Here is a 14,148-nt window from a genome sequence, read left to right as displayed (position 1 = left end):
AGAAAGGAATTACAACACATGGCATCACTCACCACATTCCGTCTCTTGAAACAAGAGCACGCCGCCCGGCGGGGCGAGTTCCGCACCGTTCACGGCACCGTTCAGACCCCCGCTTTCCAGAACGTAGCCACGGCCGGCGCCATCAAGGGCGGCCTGTCCGCTCACGATCTGAAACAGATCGGCGCACAGGTCATGCTCTGCAACACCTACCACCTGCATCTGCGTCCGGGGGACCAGCTGGTGGCCGATCTGGGCGGCCTGCATAAGTTCACCCGCTGGAACGGCCCCATCCTGACCGACAGCGGCGGATTCCAGGTGTTCAGCCTGGCCAAGCTCCGCAAGATCACCGAGGAAGGCGTCACCTTTGCCTCCCATCTGGACGGCCACCGGATCTTCATGGGGCCGGAGGAGAGCATGCGGATTCAGGCCAATCTGGGCTCCACCATCGCCATGGCTTTTGATGAGTGTGTCGAGAACCCGGCCCAGCACGCCTACTCCAAGGCCAGCTGCGACCGGACCGTCCGCTGGCTGGCCCGCTGCCAGGCCGAGATGGCCCGCCTCAAGCATGAAGGCAAGGCGGTCAATCCGGACCAGCTGCTGTTCGGCATCAACCAGGGCTGCACCTTCCCGGATCTGCGGGTGGAGCACATGAAGCAGATCGCCGACATGAACCTGGACGGCTACGCCATCGGCGGCCTGGCTGTGGGTGAACCGGCCGAGGTGATGTACGACATCATCAGCAAGGTGGAGCCCTATATGCCCAAGGACAAGATCCGCTACCTGATGGGAGTGGGCACCCCCGGCAACATCATTGAGGCGGTCTCCCGCGGCGTGGATCTGTTTGACTGCGTGATGCCCAGCCGCAACGCCCGTCACGGCCATCTGAACACCTGGGGCGGCATCATCAACATCAAGAACGCCAAATATGAGCGGGACGAGCGCCCCATCGACCCGGCCTGCGGCTGCCCGGCCTGCCGGAATTATTCCCGCGCCTATATCCGCCACCTGTTCAAGGCGGAGGAACTGCTGGGCATGCGTCTGGCTGTCATGCACAACCTCTGGTTCTACAATCACCTGATGGAACGCATCCGGGATGAGCTGGACGCCGGCACCTTTACCCAGTTCCACGACAAGTATGTCAAGCTGCTGGATACCCGTATCTAAAAGAGCTGGTGCTTTTTTGCACGATTTGCGCTTTTGGCCTTGCATCCAGACGTATAAACCGGTATAATAACGATAAACGAAATTCGAGAGGAGAATTTTACAATGACCGGCACAGAAAGCTATCTCAGCTTGTTTTTTACCCTCGCACTGATGGTGGTTCTGCTCTACTTCATGATCTACCGTCCCCAGAAGAAGCAGGAGAAGAAGGACGCCGCCATGCGCAACAGCCTTGAGATCGGTGATCAGGTGACCACCATCGGCGGTGTCATTGGCCGCGTTGTTGCCATCAAGGACGACACCTTCGTCCTGGAAACCGGCAGCGACCGCGTCAAGATTCGCTTCACCAAGACCGCCATCGGCTCGGTGGAAAAGCTGAACATGGACAACGCTCCCGCCACTTCCTCCAAGAAATAAGTTCCCAAGCATATCCAGCGCGCCTTCCTGCATAGAGTAGTGCAGGGAGGCGCGTTTTTATGTCTGGAAATACCATTCGTTTGTCTGCACCCATTCATTTGGTGGCTGCTTTTGCGGTGGGCTGCGCGGCCGCCGTCGGCTGCGGGGCGGCGTTTGCATCGCTGATGGTGGCACGCGGCCTGGGGCTGTCCGCAGCCGGCCCACTGGCTACAGCGGCCATCTGCGCAGGGAGTTTTCTGGGCAGCTGGCTGCTGGCTCTGCTTCAAAAAAGCCGGGGACTGCTCTGGGGCGGAATGCTGGGCATCCTGTATGCCGTGACTTTGCTGGGACTTCAGCTGTCCAACGACAGCACACCCGATACGGAACAGCTGGTGCGGCTGGGGCTTCTGGTTTTGATGGGAGCTCTGGGCGGTTATGCGGGAACGCTTTGCACCGGGAAGAAACGTCATCACTGAACGCAGCTGTACACAGAGAAAACTCCGGGGCCGGTCCAATCGGCCGGCTTCGGACGGGAGGACAAGTTGTATGTGGGTCTATCAGGAATCAGCCGAAAAATCGCTCGCCATACCGGCTCAGGTGGAATCTTCTGCCTCCACGCCGCAGAAGCCCCAAACAATGGAGCCTGTGCCTGAAAAAAGTTCGCATCCGGTGGTGGACTTGCCCCGCCGGGCAGAACGTCCCGCCGGGATGCGGGGCAAAAAACTTTCCCGGGACTGCGTCGCCCTGGCGGCGTCGTATCTCTTCGGCGCACTGCTGTCGGGGGTGGTCCTGGGACTCAGCCGCAGCGGCGAACTGGATGCGCTGTCGGTCTATCTGGATAACTGGTCGGGACTTTTCACGTTGGACGAGCCAAAGGCGATCTGGACACTGTTCGGGGCAGAATATTTGACCGTGGCCGGGGGCGCGACCATTTTGCTGATGCTGGGTCTGTCCGCCATTGGCCCGGTGATGATTTACCTCTTTGCCATGCTCTTTGGGATGGGAATGGGAGTCATTGAGCTGCGCCTGTTCTTGGAATCAGGATGGCAGAGCGCTTTGTTTGGCCTGTTTATCACAGGAATTCCCACCGCTGCCGCCGTGACTTGCCTGTGCCTGTTCGGTGCATCGGCGCTGGGAGTCAGCGGCCGGCTGCAGCGCGCCGCCTTTGGAAGAAAGAACCTTGCGGCGGGGTCCGGTGCGCGGCGTCTGCTGGGGCAGTACCTGGTTTTAAATGTTTTGTTTGTGCCGATTTGCGGTGTATCGACAGCCTTGGCCTGCCTAGCTCATCAAGTGGGAAATCACCTGGCTGGCTGAGCTTGCAGGTCTGCCCATGCCGTGGTATTATAACGTAAAAAGAGTCAGGAGAAGTTGTAAGATGAAAGAGCCCAAACTGAAAACCGTCTATGTCTGCTCCAACTGCGGTGAGACAAGCCCCCGCTGGATGGGCCGATGCCCCAGCTGCGGCAGCTGGAATACCATGAGCGAAGATGTCATTGCAGAGGCGCCCAAAGCGGGCGGCGGAGCGGCCAAGGCCGCGCCCCGCCAGGAAGGCGTCACCACCCTGACCGCCAAGCGCCTTTCGGAGATCAGCACCACCGAGGAGAAAAGCCGGATTGTCACCGGAATCACTGAGCTGGACCGGGTGCTGGGCGGCGGCATCGTGCTGGGCGGAGTGGTTCTGTTGAGCGGTGAGCCGGGCGTGGGCAAATCTACCATGCTCCTTCAGCTCTGCGGGGCGATTTCGGACCGGTATACGGTTCTGTATATCACCGGCGAGGAATCGGTCCGGCAGGTGAAGCTCCGCGCCGCCCGGCTGAACATCGCCCAGGACAACATCTATCTGGCGGCGGAAAACGACGTGGATGAAATCTGCGGCCTGATTGAAAAGGAAAAACCGGACCTGGTGGTGATTGACTCCATCCAGACCATGCGGTGCGTGGACATCTCTTCTTCGTCGGGTACCGTCAGCCAGGTCAAGGAGAGTACCGCCCGTCTGCTGGCAGTGGCCAAAAAGCAGGAGATCCCCATGTTCCTGGTGGGCCACGTCAACAAGGACGGTGCCATTGCCGGACCCAAGGTGATGGAGCACATTGTGGATACGGTTCTCTACTTTGAAGGGGACAAGATGCTGCCGTATCGCATTCTGCGGGCGGCCAAAAACCGCTATGGTTCCACCAATGAGCTGGGTATGTTCGATATGACCGGCAAGGGACTGACCGAGATCGCCAATCCCTCTCAGATGCTTCTGGAAGGGCGGCCTTTGGGTGTGTCGGGAAACTGTGTGGCCTGTACCATGGAAGGAACCCGGCCTATCCTGAGTGAAATCCAGGCATTGGCAGCAAAAACCACATTCCCGTCGCCCCGGCGGGCCTGCACCGGTTACGACTACAACCGCATCAATCTGCTTCTGGCTGTGCTGGAACGGCGGGCAGGGTATTTCTTCGGGAATCTGGATGTCTATATCAATATCGTGGGCGGCATTGCCCTGCGGGATACCTCCTGTGACCTGGCGGTCTGCTTGAGTCTGATTTCGTCTCTGCTGGATAAGCCGGTCAGCGATAAGCTGATCGCCATTGGCGAAGTGGGCCTCGGCGGCGAGGTGCGCAGTGTGCCCAATCTGGAACAGCGCCTGCATGAGGCGGAGCGTATCGGATTTGAACAGGCAGTGATCCCGAGACACAGCCTGCGGCACCTCAGCCCCGCCGATTATCCGGGCCTGAAACTGATCGGCGCGGCCTATGTATCCGATGCCATTGCAGCGCTGAATATCGGCCAGGGGTGACCCGCGAAACGAGATACCGGAACAGAATGGAGAAACGATGTGGAAGTATTAATTGGTACCACCAACCCATCCAAAGTGGAACGGTTTAAGGCTCTGCTCAGCGGCTGTGACATTACGTTTTATACCTTGCGGGATTTGCAGATCGACCAAGAACCCGAGGAGATAGGGAACACCCCGGAGGAAAACGCCATCCTCAAGGCGAAGTTTTATGGAGCCTACTTTGATCGTGTCATTTGCAACGATGCGGGATTATACTTTGATGGGCTTCCTTTGGATGATCCGCGTCAGCCGGGACTCCATGTCCGGACGCCCGGCGGGGGCCATCGTCTGAACGACGAGGAGATGATCACCCATTATGCAGATTTGGTTCACGCGCTGGGAGGAAAGGTCCTGGCCTATTATCTGGACGGAATTGCTGTTTATAACAGGGGAAAGATCGAGTCATTCATGGGAAGCAGCGAAGACGTAAAAGACTCCGCTTTCTATATGGTAGATTGTCCTTCTCCCAAACGGCAGCCTGGATGGCCATTGGACTCTCTGTCTCTGGACTGCCGGACCATGCGCTATTTCGTAGACGATGAGGATGAAGACCTGTCCGGCGACAGCGTCATTGTCGGGGAATACCGCAGACGGGTGGTTGCCTTTTTGAAGAAAGCCCTTGCACTCTAAAGCGTTAGCCCTTTTATGAGGGCGAATACATAGAAACACGAGGACGGTTATGTCGATTTATTTGGACGAGAAAAATCCATCCAAGCACAAACCCTTTCAGGATGCCTCGCAGGATATTGTGGATTACGTGCGGTATCTGGAGGTAATTGCAGGCAAAAGCCCCAACACGGCCTTCAACTACTATTGCGACCTGCGGAATTTCAGCAAATTCATGAAGCAGAGGAAAGGCCTTGTATCAGAGGACGCTCCTGTGCAGGAGATTGACCCCAAAGGACTGGATACCGCTTTTTGGGGCAGTGTCACCAAGGAAGATATATATGAGTATCTCTATTATCTGAACCAGACCTGCGGCAACAAGAAATCTTCCACCGCCCGGCGGCTGGCCAGTCTTCATGGGTTTTATGATTTTATGGTCAACCACGCCAGCCGTCTGGAAAACGATCCCACCGCAGCAGTCAGCCCTCCGAAACTGGATAAGGTTCTGCCCAAGTATCTGACTGCAGAGCAGGCGCGGGATCTTCTGGAAGCTACCCGAACTCTCAGCGATTTCCCGGAACGGGATTACTGCATGACGGTTTTGTTCCTGAACTGCGGAATGCGTTTGTCGGAGCTGGTGGGGATGAATATGGAGGACATCGATTTGGCCGGGCGTCAGATACGCCTCTTTGGCAAGGGCCATAAGGAGCGGATGGTTTATCTGAACGACGCCTGCATCGATGCACTGGATCTCTATCTGCAAAAGAGGGGAGCGGTTGAGGGGCTTTCGCCCAAAGAACCGGCCGTCTTCATCACCCGGCGGCGCAAAGACCGCATCTCCAACCGGCGGGTGGAACAGCTGATTACCGGCGCCATGAAAGCGGCGGGGCTGAAGGGATACTCAACCCATAAGCTGCGCCATACTGCCGCCACCCTGATGTATCAGACCGGCATGGTGGATGTTTTGACCTTGAAAGAGCTTTTGGGTCACAGCAATGTGGGCACCACCCAGATCTATACCCATCTGCAGGATGCACAGGTGCGTGCTGCCATTGAAGCCAACCCGCTGGGGGCTGTGAAGAATCCCAAATCTGCCGAAGCTCTGAAAACAGAAGTCCCTCAAGAGGAAACTGGTATCCAAGAAGAGATGCAGCCAACAGGGGAGTGGACAGGGGAGGCGCTGCCTGAGATTCTCCCATCCATGACAGAGGATTTCAAGGAGGAAACAGACGACCCGGACAAGCAGCAGTAAGAAAAACCGGTTTGCACAGACCTCTGTTCCATGGCGTTGACAGAAGGACAGAGGCCTGTTATAATGCAGTCAACGATTAACGATTAAGCTAAAAGTTAATCGTTCACTGCGATGTGGTTGACATTCAAGGAGGTAAACGGAAATGGAACTGCAACCTGTACCAGTCGGCAACGTTGTCGGCATGATGTTTTCGTTGGTGGCGGCTTTTGGCCTGCCGATCGGTCTTTTTATCTACCTGTGGCGCAAAAAGAAGGCGGCTTTCTTTAGTTTCGGCACCGGCCTGCTGGTGTTCGTGATCTTTGCGCTGACGCTGGAAAGCATGGTGCATTCGATGGTTTTCCAGGCGACCGGAGACCTGATCACCGGGAATCCTTTTCTCTATGCGCTGTATGGTGCTCTGATGGCGGCGGCCTTTGAGGAAACCGGGCGGTACCTGGGCATGAAATTTGTCATGCGTAACTATCTCACCAAAGAAAATGCGCTGATGTATGGTGTGGGCCATGGAGGAATTGAAGCGATCCTCCTGCTGGGTCTGGCATCCATCAACAACCTGGTCAACTCCACCATGATCAACAGCGGCTCCATGAACGGCGTTCTGGAAGGTCTGGATGAAGCAACCCGCCAGACAGCCATTCAGGGACTGTCTGCACTCTGGGAGACGCCGGCTTTGCTCTTTTTTGCTGCTGGGTTTGAGCGGATTGTGGCGGTCTGTTTGCAGATTGCGCTGTCGGTTTTGATCTACCGTGCTGTCAAGGAAAAGAATGGCCGGTGGTATTGGGCCGCCTTTGGAGCACATTTTGTGGTGGATTTTGCAGCGGTTTTGCTGTCGAATGTTTCCATCGCACTGACGGAAATTGTGGTTGCTGCAATGACCGCCGCTGTGGTCTGGTACGTCCGCAAGGCATATCTTGAACTGAAGGTATAAAATTCCTTGAGAATGGAAAGGAACTCCTATGAAGTCCATTTGTGGTTCGGACTGCTGTGAAGCCTGTCCAAGAAAAACGGATTGCGGCGGCTGTCAGGAGACAGGCGGCCATCCCTTCGGTGGTGTTTGCGTCGCAGCAAAATGCATTCAGGATTCGGGCTTTGATGCCTATCAGAATCTGAGACAGTCTCTGATTCGGGAGATTCAGGCGCTGGGGATTCCTGGATTGGCTGTGAAGGATCTGTATTTGCTGAATGGCTTTTATGTCAATCTGGCGTATCCGCTGCCGAATGGGGAAACCGTCAAACTGCTGACAGACCAGAATATCTATTTCGGAAACCAGGTTGAAATCCCGGGCAGTAACCGCTGTTATGGAGTGGTTGCTGATGAAAAATACCTTCTGGTGTCTGAATATGGCCCCAACGGTTCAGATCCAGAGATCCTTTGCTATCAAAAAAGATGACGATGCACCGGTGGAAAGGCGGATGATACAATGAAGAATACCCATACCTGTCCCAAATGCGGCAGCCATGAGATTGTCCGCGTTCCAGGCAAAGCGGGCGCTTATGGTTCCGGGAATTACATTCCGCTGGGCTTGTCGATTTTTTCGACAGCGCCGGTCCATCGCTATGTTTGCTGCACCTGCGGCTTTATTGAAGAATGGATTGACCAGGAAGATTTGGATCGGGTTAAAGAGAAATTCTGAGCCTAGGGTCTGAAGGTTTGAATGTTGACGACTTGATGATGGATAGAAAAAATGACGGTATCAAATTTAAAATCTGTTCTTCCTTGTGATGTACACAAGGCGTGGAGCGTTGTGACAACAGCAAGCGAATATCCAAGGTGGCGGACTGATCTAAGCCGCGTGCAAATCCTTGGCCCGGAAGCTTTTCTGGAATACACAGCAGACGGATATGTCACAAAATTCACAATCATAAGGGCAAAACCGGGGCAGCTTTGGGAACTGGAGATGGACAACACCAATCTGCATGGCCGCTGGGTTGGAAGATTCCGGCAGCGAGGCTTGGCGACGGTGGTGGACTTCACAGAGTACGTATCGGTGAAGAAGGTCTGGATGAAGCCGTTTGTGAAAGGATACCTGAAAAAGCAGCAGGCTCAGTTTATAACCGATTTGCGCAGAGCAATTTGCAGCGAATCTAAAAGAATCCATTCATGATGCACTGCACACCGTGATGAACCGAGTGTACTGAATGAAAAACAGATGGCCGGCTAGCTTGAAGCTGGGCTGGCCATAAAAAGAACCACGCAGACTCCAGAGCAAAATCTGGAGTCTGTTTTTATTTAAAAAATCATAAAATCAGCATATTTTGGAAAAATGCGATTTGAACCAGTTTGAACCGGTCCGGCCGGCTGGCGGCGCCAAAACCGGCCGAAAGACCCAAAAGCGGCTTAAAAGGGCTTTTTCACTTCCCCGTTTTTCGTATAACCTACATTATACGAAATTTATATACAGGCAAAAAGGGCTCTTCTCTCTTGGGTTCTTTTGAGCCGATTTAGCATTTCCGGCTGTTTTCGTCCAGAACGCCAGCCAACAAAAAACGCACCCCTCACCTGTGCCCCGCACAGATTTTGGGATGCGTTTCAAAAACCTTATTCTATGATAAGGATGCAGGTTTGAACTGGACTGCCATCAATCCAGATCACAAATGGCTCCGTAACACTCAGGCCGGCGGTCCCGGAACAAGCCCCATTCCAGACGGGCCTGCCGAATGGCCGCAAAGTCATAGCTCGCAGTCAGAACGGCGTCTTCGTCCCGGCCGGCCTGCTGAATGACAGCTCCCGTTTCATCCGTCAAGAAGCTGGTACCGTAAAACCGCAGTGCACTCTGCTGGCCGCCATTTTCCCTGCACGGCGTGACCACTTCGGTTCCGTAGCGGTTTGCCGCAGCGACCGGCATAATGTTGGCTGCCGAATGTCCCTGCATGGTCCGCTGCCAGTGACCGGCACTGTCCACATCCAGGATGGGTTCACTGCCGATTGCCGTTGGATACAAGATGATGTCAGCCCCGGCCAGAGCCAGGCAGCGGGCTGTCTCCGGGAACCACTGATCCCAGCAGATGCCCATGCCTACCCGGCCATACTGTGTATCGAACACCTGAAAATCGGTGTTTCCGGGGGTAAAATAAAATTTCTCCTGATAATAGTGGTCGTCCGGGATGTGAGTCTTTCGATAAATCCCCAGGATGCTGCCGTCTGCGTCCAGCATGGCGACGCTGTTGAACAGGCGTGTGCCGTCCTTTTCGTAAAAGCTGATGGGCATCACCAGCTCCAGTTCACGGCACACCTCAGAAAAACGCTGAATCGCTGGATTTTCTTCCATGGGCAGCGCATAATCGTAGTATTCATAGCGGCGCTCCTGGCAGAAGTAAGGCCGCTCGAACAATTCAGGCAGCAGAACAATCTGTGCCCCTTTGGCGGCGGCCTGACGCACCAGTTCCTCGGCGTGTGCGATGTTCTGGGCCGGATCGGCGCAGCAGGTCATCTGAATGGCCGCAACAGTGGTCTGTGGCATGGATATTCCCTCCTTTTACAGCGGAATCTGCTGTGTAATGCAGTGGATGTTTCCCCCACCCTGCAGAATTTCCCGCGCAGGCAGGCCGATAACCTGACGGTTCGGGCAAAGCTGCTGCAGGATCTTGCAGGCGCGGGCGTCGCTGGCGGCGTTTTCGCCCCCGAACTGAGGAACCAGAACGGCACCGTTGGTGAAATAGAAATTCACATAGCTGGCCGCCAGGCGCTCCCCTGGCTCGCGAATGTCCTCGCCCGGTTCAAACGAATAGGATGCGCAGTCCTCTTCGCTGCAGAGGATGGGATGATCCGGGATGGGCAGTTTGTGGATCTTTAAAGACCGCCCTTTGGCATCGGTTGCACTCTGCAGATAAGCCAGGTCTGCGGCAGAAAGCGGGTACTGCGGGTCGGATTCGTTGTCGGTCCAGGCCAGAACTACCTCGCCAGGGGCGACAAAAGCGCACACATTGTCCACGTGCTCGTTGGTCTCGTCGTTGTAAATGCCCCGCGGCAGCCACAACACTTTATCGACACCCAGACGGCGGCAAAGTTCTGCCTCGATTTCCTCACGGCTCATAGACGGATTCCGCCCGGCCGAAAGCAGGCAGCTCTCGGTGACGAGAGCGGTCCCCTCGCCGTCGGTATGAATGCTGCCGCCCTCCAGTACAAACGGAGCCGCATCGTCCCAGGGCAAACCCAGTTCCTGACAGAAGGCGGACGCAATGGCGTCGTCTTTTTGCCAGTCGGCATAGAGGCCATCAACCGTACCGCCCCAGGCGTTGAAGCTCCAGCTGATGCCCTTGAGCTCTCCCCTGTCATTTTTGACGAAGGTAGGCCCAACATCCCGCGCCCAGGCGTCATTGGAATCCATACAGATCAGGTGCACCCGATCCAGATGCGCCACTGCAGCGCGGGCCTGTTCCAAATGGTCCGGATCAGCCAAGAGATAAAGATCTTCACTCTGGGTGATGGCTTCAAAGACCCGCACAAAGGCGTCCTGTGCAGCCTGGGGATCTTTTCCCCAGCTGCCCGGGCGTACCGGCCAGATCATCAGTGTTGCGCGGTGCGGCTCGTATTCAGCCGGCATTCTGTACATAGAAAACTCCTTTGGACCGCGTCAGGACAGACGCGTTTTGAAATCCTGATAGCCGAAATGGCGCACTACCTCGCAGCTGCCATCCAGATGGCGCAGCGCAATATCCGGCAGCGGCATTCCATTGAAGGTGTTGTTTTTCACCATGGAATAAATCGCCATATCGCCAAAAACCAGCCTGTCCCCAATCTGGGGGCAGGAATCAAAGCTGTATTCGCCGATGACATCTCCGGCCAGGCAGGTCCGGGATGCCAGAAGGCAGGTACATGCCTTTTCGCCCGGCAGTCCGCTGTCGTACAGGGGCGGACGATAGGGCATTTCCAGCACGTCGGGCATGTGACAAGCCGCCGAGGTATCCAGAATCAGGACGGGCATATCGGTGGCCTGCACAATGTCCAGCACGGTGGTAATCAGGGTGCCGGCCGAAAGGGCGATGGCCTCCCCTGGTTCCAGATAAACTTCCAGGCCGTACTTTTCCCGGATGGAAAGGATCAGCTGTTCCAGGGCGGCAATGTCATAGCCCGGGCGCGTGATGTGGTGCCCGCCGCCCAGATTGATCCACTTCAGTCCCGGCAGATACTGCCCGAACTTTTCCTCAAAGGCGGCAAAGGTCTCCACCAGAGGGGCAGCGTCCTGTTCACACAGGGTGTGGAAATGCAATCCCTCTACCCCTTTGGGCAGCTGGTCCGGAAGATTTTGCCGGCGGATACCCAGCCGGCTGCCCGGTGCACAGGGATCGTAGATGGCGTGGCCTTCCTGGGTGGAGTGCTCCGGGTTGACCCGCAGGCCGACGCTGACACCCGCCTTTTCCCAGACCGGACGGTGTGCCTCCAGCTGAGCGAGCGAATTAAAGCTGATATGATCGCAGATCTGTACAATCTCTTCCATTTCTTCCGGGGTATAGGCCGGGCAGAAAACATGGTTTTCCTTGCCGGGCATCTCTTCGTGGGCCAACCGTGCCTCAAAGAGGCCGCTGGCGGTGGCGCCTGCCAGATACTGCCCAATCAGCGGATAAACCCGAAACATGGAGAAAGCTTTCTGGGCCAGCAGAATGTGGCAGCCTGTACGCTGCTGTACACCCTGCAGAATTTCCAGGTTGTGAACCAGAGCTGCCTCGTCCACCACATAAACCGGTGTCTGCAGCCCGGGTTCCTGCCGTTTCAAATGCTCCATCATTCCACCGTCACAGGATGCTCATCCACAACCCAGGGCAGGCCGTACTGGTTCAGCATCTCCATAAAGGGATCGGGGTCCATCTCCTCCAGGTTGTGGACACCGGGCTGACGCCACTGGCCGTTGGCTACCAGAGCAGTGCCGATCATGGCCGGAACACCGGTGGTGTAGCTGATGGCCTGGCTGCCCAGCTCCTTGTAGCACTCCTGGTGATCGCAGACATTGTAGATATAGATGGTGCGCTCCTTGCCGTCCTTGACGCCGGTGTAGATGCAGCCGATGTTGGTCTTGCCGACGGTGCGGGGGCCCAGGGATGCGGGATCGGGCAGCAGAGCCTTCAGGAACTGGATGGGCACAATCTCGCGGCCCTCAAACTGGATGGGGCTGGTGGAGAGCATGCCCACGTTCTCCAGACACTTCATGTGGGTCAGATAGCTCTGGCCGAAGGTCATGAAGAAGCGAATCCGCTTGACGCCGGGGACGTTCTTGGCCAGACTCTCGATCTCCTCGTGGTGGAGCAGGTACATGTCCTTTTTGCCCACCTGGGGGAAGTCGTATTCCCGCTTGATCTCCATGGGCTTGGTCTCCACCCAGTGGCCGTTCTCCCAGTAGCTGCCGTTGGCCGAAACTTCACGCAGATTGATCTCGGGGTTGAAGTTGGTGGCGAAGGGATAGCCGTGGTCGCCGCCGTTGCAGTCCAGGATGTCGATGGTGTGAATCTCATCGAAATAGTGCTTCAGAGCATAGGCGGTGAAGACGCTGGTGACACCCGGGTCGAAACCAGAGCCGAGGATGGCGGTCAGGCCGGCCTCCTCAAACTTCTTGGCATAAGCCCACTGCCAGCTGTAGTCGAAGTATGCGGTGAAGCCCTCTTCCTTGCAGCGCTTCTCGTAGATGGCGCGCCAGACGGGATCGTCGGTGTTTTCCGGCTCGTAGTTGGCGGTATCCACATAGTGAACGCCGCAGGCCAGGCAGGCGTCCATGATGGTCAGATCCTGGTAAGGCAGAGCCACATTCAGAACCAGCTCAGGCTTGTAAGCCTCAATCACCCGCTTGATGTCCTCCACGTCGTCGGCGTTGACGGTCATGGTGGTGATCTTGACGGGGGTGCCGACGGCCTCCAGCTTGGCCTTCAGGGCGTCGCACTTGGAGACGGTGCGGCTGGCAATGCACAGCTCAGTGAAAGTCTCATGGTTCTGGCAGCACTTCTGGATCGCAACCGAGGCGACGCCGCCGCAGCCAATGACAAGCAGTTTGCTCATGGAAATAGCTCCTTTCAAATACAATCCGTTTCTTGATTTTGTCTGTTTTCAGTCTTCTTCTTCCTTCAGAAGGTCCTCCACATAGCGCGGAAGCATGAAGGCTCCACGATGGAGGTGGGTGGTATAATACCAGGTCTTGATCCCTCGCTTGTTCCAGCGCTTGGGGTCAAAGTCCTTGATGGGGTGATACTTTTTGCTGGCAAAGCCAAAAAGCCAGTACCCCGCCGGGCAGGTCGGGATGTGTGCCTGATACACCCGGCTGATGGGGAACGAGCGGTAAGCCCGCTTATGCATGGCGCGGCAGGTTTCCTCATCTTCGTCAAAGAAGGGGCTGCCATGCTGATACACCATGATACCGTCCTCGTGGAGGGCTTTATAGCAGCTGCCGTAGAATTCCTTGGTGAACAGGCCGGCTGCATGGCCCAGAGGATCGGTACAGTCGTTGATGATCAGGTCGTATTCATCCTCTTTGCCCCGCAGAAACCGCAGGCCGTCTTCGTAATAGACACGGACACGGATATCATCCAGGCCGCAGGCATTGTCGGGGAAATATTTGCGGCAGACATCCACAAACATCTTGTCCGGTTCCACCACATCGATGACTTCGATCTCCTGGTAATATGACAGCTCGCGGGCTACGCCGCCGTCTCCGCCGCCGATGACCAGAACCCGCTTGACATCGGGGTGAACGGCCATAGGGACATGGACGATCATCTCGTCGTAGGTGAACTCGTCTTTCTCCGAGAAGATCACGCTGCCGTCCGAAGTCAGGAACCGTCCGAACTCCGGCGAGTCAAAGACATCGATCCGCTGAAAGTCGCTTGTTCCGCTGTAGAGCTGCCGGTCCACCCGAATGGAGGTTTTGACGTTGGCGGTATGCAGTTCGCCAAACCAGTAATCCATTTCCTGCAAGAGACTCCCTCCTTCTTT

At 56.1% G+C, this 14,148-nt stretch carries 16 protein-coding genes; 11 read left to right on the top strand and 5 right to left on the bottom strand.

Going from position 1 to position 14,148, the window contains the following annotated elements; genetic code table 11:
* The first annotated feature begins 18 nt into the window (after positions 1 to 18).
* The 11 genes from tgt (at position 19) to B5G28_RS01385 (ending at position 8,338) form a co-directional block, all read left to right on the top strand.
* Positions 19 to 1,164 carry a tRNA guanosine(34) transglycosylase Tgt gene (gene tgt, locus B5G28_RS01435; RefSeq protein WP_087245713.1) on the top strand — a complete coding sequence of 382 codons (1,146 nt, stop codon included), beginning with the start codon at positions 19 to 21 and terminating at the stop codon, positions 1,162 to 1,164.
* 102 nt (positions 1,165 to 1,266) lie between these two features.
* Positions 1,267 to 1,578: a preprotein translocase subunit YajC gene (yajC, locus tag B5G28_RS01430; RefSeq protein ID WP_087245711.1), complete on the top strand. Its 312-nt coding sequence runs from the start codon at positions 1,267 to 1,269 to the stop codon at positions 1,576 to 1,578.
* Positions 1,579 to 1,637: 59 nt separating this feature from the next.
* Entirely contained in the window at positions 1,638 to 2,033 is a 396-nt protein-coding gene (locus B5G28_RS01425; protein ID WP_087245709.1) for a TIGR04086 family membrane protein, read from the top strand.
* Between the two features lie 70 nt (positions 2,034 to 2,103).
* Positions 2,104 to 2,871 carry a hypothetical protein gene (locus B5G28_RS01420; RefSeq protein WP_087245707.1) on the top strand — a complete coding sequence of 256 codons (768 nt, stop codon included), beginning with the start codon at positions 2,104 to 2,106 and terminating at the stop codon, positions 2,869 to 2,871.
* A gap of 61 nt (positions 2,872 to 2,932) precedes the next feature.
* Positions 2,933 to 4,339 carry a DNA repair protein RadA gene (gene radA, locus B5G28_RS01415; RefSeq protein WP_087245705.1) on the top strand — a complete coding sequence of 469 codons (1,407 nt, stop codon included), beginning with the start codon at positions 2,933 to 2,935 and terminating at the stop codon, positions 4,337 to 4,339.
* A 39-nt stretch (positions 4,340 to 4,378) separates the two neighbouring features.
* Positions 4,379 to 5,008, top strand: a complete 630-nt coding sequence (locus B5G28_RS01410; protein ID WP_087245703.1) for a non-canonical purine NTP pyrophosphatase — start codon at positions 4,379 to 4,381, stop codon at positions 5,006 to 5,008.
* A 49-nt stretch (positions 5,009 to 5,057) separates the two neighbouring features.
* Positions 5,058 to 6,236 carry a tyrosine-type recombinase/integrase gene (locus B5G28_RS01405; protein WP_087245701.1) on the top strand — a complete coding sequence of 393 codons (1,179 nt, stop codon included), beginning with the start codon at positions 5,058 to 5,060 and terminating at the stop codon, positions 6,234 to 6,236.
* 142 nt (positions 6,237 to 6,378) lie between these two features.
* Entirely contained in the window at positions 6,379 to 7,161 is a 783-nt protein-coding gene (locus B5G28_RS01400; RefSeq protein ID WP_087245699.1) for a YhfC family glutamic-type intramembrane protease, read from the top strand.
* 28 nt (positions 7,162 to 7,189) lie between these two features.
* Positions 7,190 to 7,624 carry a hypothetical protein gene (locus tag B5G28_RS01395; protein WP_087245697.1) on the top strand — a complete coding sequence of 145 codons (435 nt, stop codon included), beginning with the start codon at positions 7,190 to 7,192 and terminating at the stop codon, positions 7,622 to 7,624.
* Between the two features lie 30 nt (positions 7,625 to 7,654).
* Complete coding sequence (locus B5G28_RS01390) at positions 7,655 to 7,867, top strand: hypothetical protein (RefSeq protein WP_087245695.1); 213 nt, start codon at positions 7,655 to 7,657, stop codon at positions 7,865 to 7,867.
* 51 nt (positions 7,868 to 7,918) lie between these two features.
* Positions 7,919 to 8,338, top strand: coding sequence for an SRPBCC family protein (locus B5G28_RS01385; RefSeq protein ID WP_087245693.1), 420 nt, complete (start codon positions 7,919 to 7,921; stop codon positions 8,336 to 8,338).
* Between the two features lie 474 nt (positions 8,339 to 8,812).
* Here B5G28_RS01385 and aguB read toward each other — a convergent pair whose 3' ends face one another.
* The 5 genes from aguB to speE are packed head-to-tail and all read right to left on the bottom strand — an operon-like array spanning position 8,813 to position 14,121.
* Complete coding sequence (gene aguB, locus B5G28_RS01380; protein WP_087245690.1) at positions 8,813 to 9,694, bottom strand: N-carbamoylputrescine amidase; 882 nt, start codon at positions 9,692 to 9,694, stop codon at positions 8,813 to 8,815.
* Positions 9,695 to 9,709: 15 nt separating this feature from the next.
* Positions 9,710 to 10,786, bottom strand: a complete 1,077-nt coding sequence (gene aguA / locus B5G28_RS01375; protein WP_087245688.1) for an agmatine deiminase — start codon at positions 10,784 to 10,786, stop codon at positions 9,710 to 9,712.
* 21 nt (positions 10,787 to 10,807) lie between these two features.
* Complete coding sequence (gene nspC, locus B5G28_RS01370) at positions 10,808 to 11,959, bottom strand: carboxynorspermidine decarboxylase (RefSeq protein WP_087245686.1); 1,152 nt, start codon at positions 11,957 to 11,959, stop codon at positions 10,808 to 10,810.
* Complete coding sequence (locus B5G28_RS01365; protein WP_087245684.1) at positions 11,956 to 13,218, bottom strand: saccharopine dehydrogenase family protein; 1,263 nt, start codon at positions 13,216 to 13,218, stop codon at positions 11,956 to 11,958. Before B5G28_RS01365 ends, nspC begins: the two co-directional genes overlap by 4 nt.
* A gap of 48 nt (positions 13,219 to 13,266) precedes the next feature.
* Complete coding sequence (speE, locus tag B5G28_RS01360; protein ID WP_087245903.1) at positions 13,267 to 14,121, bottom strand: polyamine aminopropyltransferase; 855 nt, start codon at positions 14,119 to 14,121, stop codon at positions 13,267 to 13,269.
* Positions 14,122 to 14,148 lie beyond the last annotated feature (27 nt).

It is taken from the genome of Faecalibacterium sp. An77 (genome assembly GCF_002161315.1).
In the GTDB taxonomy this organism is placed as follows: Bacteria; Bacillota; Clostridia; order Oscillospirales; family Ruminococcaceae; genus Faecalibacterium.
Note: the sequence above shows the minus strand (reverse complement) of the source record. Positions and strands in the feature narration are given on the sequence as shown.